Annotated in this window: 7 protein-coding genes; all 7 read left to right on the top strand. The window is 29.7% G+C overall.

Annotation, left to right across the window (positions count from 1 at the left end):
• Positions 1 to 15 precede the first annotated feature (15 nt).
• The 7 genes from glaH to ACTT9D_RS00570 are packed head-to-tail and all read left to right on the top strand — an operon-like array spanning position 16 to position 5963.
• Complete coding sequence (glaH, locus tag ACTT9D_RS00600; protein WP_440929969.1) at positions 16 to 927, top strand: glutarate dioxygenase GlaH; 912 nt, start codon at positions 16 to 18, stop codon at positions 925 to 927.
• Between the two features lie 29 nt (positions 928 to 956).
• Positions 957 to 1724 (top strand): pyrroline-5-carboxylate reductase, encoded by a 768-nt coding sequence (locus ACTT9D_RS00595; RefSeq protein WP_440929966.1) that lies wholly within the window; start codon positions 957 to 959, stop codon positions 1722 to 1724.
• A 3-nt stretch (positions 1725 to 1727) separates the two neighbouring features.
• The gene (locus ACTT9D_RS00590) at positions 1728 to 2510 is read left to right on the top strand and encodes an ABC transporter ATP-binding protein (protein ID WP_440929965.1); all 783 of its coding nucleotides are present in this window, start codon (positions 1728 to 1730) and stop codon (positions 2508 to 2510) included.
• Position 2511: 1 nt separating this feature from the next.
• Positions 2512 to 2874: a DUF2306 domain-containing protein gene (locus ACTT9D_RS00585; RefSeq protein ID WP_440929964.1), complete on the top strand. Its 363-nt coding sequence runs from the start codon at positions 2512 to 2514 to the stop codon at positions 2872 to 2874.
• Positions 2874 to 3581, top strand: a complete 708-nt coding sequence (locus ACTT9D_RS00580; protein ID WP_440929963.1) for an ABC transporter ATP-binding protein — start codon at positions 2874 to 2876, stop codon at positions 3579 to 3581. The genes ACTT9D_RS00585 and ACTT9D_RS00580 overlap by 1 nt, the downstream gene beginning before the upstream one ends.
• A 1-nt stretch (position 3582) precedes the next feature.
• Positions 3583 to 4593, top strand: a complete 1011-nt coding sequence (locus ACTT9D_RS00575; RefSeq protein ID WP_440929962.1) for a branched-chain amino acid ABC transporter permease — start codon at positions 3583 to 3585, stop codon at positions 4591 to 4593.
• A 38-nt stretch (positions 4594 to 4631) separates the two neighbouring features.
• On the top strand, positions 4632 to 5963 hold the full coding sequence (locus ACTT9D_RS00570) for a branched-chain amino acid ABC transporter permease (protein ID WP_440929968.1): 1332 nt from the start codon (positions 4632 to 4634) through the stop codon (positions 5961 to 5963).
• Positions 5964 to 6000 lie beyond the last annotated feature (37 nt).

Raw genomic sequence — 6000 nt, 5'->3', positions numbered from 1 at the left:
AATATAATAAATTATATGCAAAAAGTTAAAGATCTAGATATATCTCAGCACGAAAAATCAAATAGAATTTACAATATTAGAATTGAAGATGAAATCTTAGATAAACTACAATTTTCTTTTAATAAATTTGATTTAACAGCTTTAGAACTTAAACCTTTTTCAAGATTTACAATTGCAAAAAGTTTAGATGACCTAACACAATCTAAACTTAGCGAATTAATGAACTTTATTCTAAAGGATAGAAACACTGGATGTTTTATTATTTCACCAAAAAATATGAGCTCTAAACTAGATGATAAATTTTTTGTTAAATTATCTACTGCAATTGCATATTTAATAGGAAACCCAAATTTTGATTCAATGGCTGGTAAATATTATGCAAGGTTTCATGTTAAACATGAAGACAACAGTGACTCTTATTTAAGAAAAGCATATAGAAATATGGATCTTCATACTGATGGAACTTATGTAAAAGAAGTTACTGACTGGCTATTGATGACAAAAATTGAGGAAGAAAATGTTGAAGGTGGCGAAACAGCTATGCTGCATTTAGATGATTGGGAATTTTGTGACGAACTCTCAAAAGACCCGGTAGGTAAACAAGATTTTGTTTGGGGTTCTCCAAAAAGTAAAAATGTTGATTATAAAGTTGAACATCCAGTTTTTTCAGAAGATAGTGAAGGTAGGCCTCAAATTTCTTATATAGATCAATTTCCTGAACCAAAAAATATGGAACAAGGAATTTTTTTACAAAAATTATCTGATTGTTTAGAAGGAAGCAGATATAAAATTGTTACAAAGTTACCAGTAGGATCTATAATTGTTGCTAATAATTACTTTTGGCTTCATGGCAGAAAACCTTTCAAAGAAAACAAAGCATTAAGTAGAGAACTATTAAGAATTAGAGGTTCTTTTTTTATTAATTAATTAAATTAATTCACTATATTAAGTTCTTTATGAATTTAGGATTTATTGGGACAGGTAAAATAGCTTATTCAGTAATTCAAGGTATTTGCACGTCTAAAATAAAGTGTAAAAAAATTTATATTTCTCCAAGAAATAAAATTTTAGCTCAAAAATTAAGAAGAAAATTTAAAAAAGTAATAATTGCTAAAGATAACCAGGAAATCATTGATAAAGTGAATTGGGTTTTTTTATCGGTTACCCCAACAGTTGGAGAGCAAATAATTAAAGATTTAAAATTTAAATCTTCTCAAAAAATTATTAGTTTCATTTCTACAATTACACTTTCACAATTAAAAAAAATGATAAAAGTAAAATGTTCAATTGTAAGAGCAATACCACTACCATTTATATCTTTAAAAAAAGGTCCAGTTCCAATCTGTCCTCCTAATAAAAGTGTTAAATCTTTCTTTGATAAAATTGGAACAACTATCGAAATTAAAAATGAAAAATTATCAATAAATTTTTGGACTATATCAGGAATGATGGCATCATATTACGATATGCAAAGATCTATGAGTGAATGGCTAACAAAAAGAGGCATTAAAAAATTAGATGCTCAAAAATATATCACTTCATTGTTTTTAGCTTTATCAGAAGATGCAGTTGTTAATTCTAAAGTTGATTTAAGAAATCTTGTAAAGGAATCTCAAACTCCTAAAGGACTTAATGAACAAGGTTTGAAAGAGCTTACAAAAAAAGGTATGTATAAATCTTTAGAAAGTACCTTAAATAGTATTCATAAAAGATTAAGCAAATAATTTATGGAAAACATTTTAGAAATAAATGGTTTAACCAAAACTTTTGGTGGTCTAACAGCAGTTTCAGATTGTAGTTTAAAAGTTAAAAAAGGATCAATCACTGGCATCATTGGGCCCAATGGTTCTGGAAAAACTACTTTATTTAATTTAATAGCTGGTAATTTAAAAACATCTGGGGGAACTGTAATGTTTAATGATGAAAATATTACAGATGTTCCTTCTTATGAACTTTTTTCAAAAGGATTGTTAAGAACATTTCAAATTGCTCATGAGTTTACAAATCTTTCTGTTTTAGAAAATTTGATGATGGTGCCTGGTAATCAATCAGGAGAAAAATTAGTTAACGTGATGTTAAGACCTCAATTAGTTAAAAATGAAGAAGAACAAATTAAAAATAAAGCTAAAGAAGTTGTAGAATTTTTAAATCTAGGTCATCTTTCGAATGAGTTAGCAGGAAATTTATCTGGAGGACAAAAGAAATTATTGGAACTTGGAAGAACAATGATGGTAGATGCAAAATTAGTTTTATTAGATGAAGTGGGCGCTGGTGTTAATCGAACACTTTTAAAAGATCTAGGCACAGCTATTGAAAAACTTAATAAAGAAAAAGGATATACTTTTTGTATGATTGAACATGACATGGATTTTATAAGCAGATTATGTGACCCAGTAATTGTGATGGCAGAAGGCTCTGTCTTATTTGAAGGTTCAGTAGAAGATGCAAAAAAAGATGAAAAAGTAATTGAGAGTTATTTAGGAAGAGGATCAAAATTAAAAAATAATTAAAATGACAATAACATCACATTTAATATTAGCAATTTTAGCAGTAGGATTTGGTATTAAAAATCTTCTGTCAAAAAAAGGTGGATCAACTCACAAAATAATTGGTTGGATTTGGGTATCTTTGATGATGTATGTATCATTTTCATCTTTTTGGATTAAAGAATTAAATGATGGTTTATACAGCTGGATACACCTACTAAGTATTTGGGTAATAATTTCTTTAACTTTATCAATTTATTTTGTTAGAAAAAAACAAGTGCTTCTTCATAAAATTTTTATGGTAGGAAATTTTATTGGTTTAACTGTAGCTGGTATTTTCACTATGTTACCAGGACGATATATACCTGAAATGTTAGGACTATATTAATGGCATACTTTGAAGGAAATAATATGACAGGCGGCTATGGCAATGGGCCAGATATTATTAATTCTTGTTCAGTAAATGTGAATCGTGGAGAAATTGTTTCTATACTTGGACCAAATGGTGCAGGAAAATCTACTGCAATGAAAGCAATGCTAGGTTTATTAAATCTAAAGTCTGGTTCAATTACAATTGATGGTAAAGATATTACTAAATTATCTCCTCAAGATAGAGTTAAACAAGGAATTTCGTTTGTGCCTCAAACTAAGAATGTCTTTGCAGGAATGACAGTAGAGGAAAATTTAGAAATGGGTGCATTTTTAATGGATCAAAACTATCAACAAATTATTGATGAGATCTATGATTTATTTCCAATTTTAAAAGAAAAAAGAAATCAATTAGTTGGTGAATTATCTGGGGGTCAAAGACAACAAGTTGCTCTTGGAAGAGCATTAATGATTAGGCCAAGTGTCTTAATGTTAGATGAACCAACAGCTGGAGTTTCACCAATTGTGATGGATGAATTATTTGATCATATTGTAAAAGTAAAAAGAACTAATGTTGCAATATTAATGGTAGAACAAAATGCAAAACAAGCTCTTAATATTTCAGATAGGGGTTACGTTTTAGTGACAGGTGAAAATAAACATGACGGGACAGGCAAAGAGTTATTAAATGATCCTGAAGTTAGGAGATCTTTTTTAGGCGGTTAATATGGATTTTATAAACGCAATTGTTTTACTTCTAAATTATATTTTTGTGCCAGCTTTGACTTATGGGTCACAATTAGCTTTAGGTGCAATATTTGTTACGTTGATTTATGGAGTATTGAGATTTGCTAATTTTGCTACTGGAGACATGATGTCTTTTGGTACAATGTTTGCAGTTTTGTTTACTTGGTATTTTCAATCTCTTGGTGTTTCTTTAGGATTTTTACCAACAGCATTATTGGCAATTCCTTTCGCTATTCTTTGTATGATTATTTATATGTTGTTCATAGATAAATTTGTTTTCAAATATTACAGAACCAACAAAAGCCCACCAGTTCAATTTGCAATGGTCAGTATTGGAGTAATGTTTTTAACCCAAGCACTTGTAAGAATAATTATAGGGCCAGATGATAGAAGATTTTTTGATGGACAAAAATTTTTGATTAAAGCTGGAGAATTTAAAGAAATGACAGGATTAAGCGAGGGACTTGCTATCAAATCAACCCAAGTAATTACTATTTTTGTTACAGTTATTTTAGTTTCTGCATTATTTTGGTTTTTAAATAAAACAAAAACTGGAAAAAGTATGAGAGCATATTCAGACAATGAAGATCTTGCTTTATTGTCAGGAATTGATCCTAAAAAAATAGTAATGGTCACATGGATAATTGCTGGAATATTAGCGACAATTGGTGGAGTGTTGTATGGTCTAGATAAAAGTTTCAAACCATTTACTTACTTTAATAATATGCTTCCTATTTTTGCTGCTGCTATAGTTGGAGGTATAGGAAATCCATTTGGTGCATTCCTAGGAGGCTATGTAATTGCTTTCTCAGAAATATTTTTAACATATGCTTATAAAAAGTTTCTTGTTTATATATTGCCTGAAAGTTTAGAACCAGAGGGTTTGGTTCAACTATTATCTACAGATTATAAATTTGCAGTATCTTTTTCTATTTTAGTCATCGTTCTTCTTTATAGACCTCAAGGAATATTTAAAGGAAGGTTATTGTGATTAAAAAACACCTAAATATTATTGCAGCTTATTCAATAATGATGGGATTAATCATTTTAGTTGGAATATTTCAATCTTGGAACATAGCTCTATCTATTTTTAATTTATGTTTAATTTCTGCAGTTATGAGTATGGGTGCAAACATACAGTGGGGATATGCAGGTCTAATTAACTTTGGAATTATGGGTTATGCAGCTTTAGGTGGTTTGGCTGCTGTAATTGTTTCTGTTGATCCTGTGCAAGAAGCATGGAGAGCAGGTGGTTTTGATATCTTAATGTGCTTATGGTTAATCATTGTAATTATAATGGTGATTAGGTTTGCTTTAAAAAATTACGAATCTTCAAAATTAAGAAATTATGGAATTGCCGCATTAATTATAACAGGTGTAATCATAATTAGAATTACTGCGGAGCCAGGAATTGAAAAAATTGAATCTGTTGACCCAGCCATAACAGGATTTCTTGGTGGTTTTGGATTACCAATTATGTTTTCATGGGTAATTGGAGCTTTATTTGCTGGTGGATTAGCTTTTATAGTTGGAAAAATTGCTTTAGGTTTAAGAGCAGATTATTTAGCTATAGCAACTTTACTTATCTCTGAAATTGTTATTGCGATAATAAAACATGAGGATTGGTTAACGCGAGGTGTAAAAAATGTAATAGGTCTTAAGAGACCAGTTCCATATGAGGTAAATTTACAGTCTACTGATTGGTTTATTAATTTAGTTGAAAAATTTAATTCTGGAAAATTAAATTTAATTTCAGATATAGCTGAAAGACAGGCTGCTTTAAATCAAATGGTTATTGAAGGCTCATCAGTGTTTGTAAAACTTTGTTACTCAGGATTATTTTTAACAGTTGTAATAATTTTATTAATACTAACTCAAAAAGCTCTCTACTCACCTTGGGGAAGAATGATGAGAGCTATCAGGGATAATGAGGAAGCAGCAAATGCGATGGGAAAAAATGTTGTTAAAGAACATTTACTAATTTTTATTTTAGGCTCAGCAATTGTTGGTATCGCAGGTGCAATGTTAGTAACACAAGATGGTTTATTTACTCCAGGAAGTTATAGACCTATGAGATATACATTTTTAATATGGGTTATGGTTATTGTTGGTGGAAGCGGAAATAATTTTGGAGCGATTTTAGGTGGTTTTGTTGTCTGGTTTTTATGGATTGAGGCAGCACCTATGTCTTTATATCTAATTAATTTCTTTACAGCTGGTTTGTCAGAAACAAATGTTATTAAAGCACATTTAATTGAAAGCGTTCCTTACTTTAGGTTTTTATTAATGGGAATAGGTTTGTTATTGATTATGAGGTACAGACCAAGAGGTATACTTCCTGAAAAAATTGAAATAAAATAATTGTATGAAATATATTATAATGGGAGCAGCAGCAGCT

Origin of the sequence: Candidatus Pelagibacter sp. (assembly GCF_052049815.1) — a bacterium.
Taxonomy (GTDB): domain Bacteria; phylum Pseudomonadota; class Alphaproteobacteria; order Pelagibacterales; family Pelagibacteraceae; genus Pelagibacter.
Note: the sequence above shows the minus strand (reverse complement) of the source record. Positions and strands in the feature narration are given on the sequence as shown.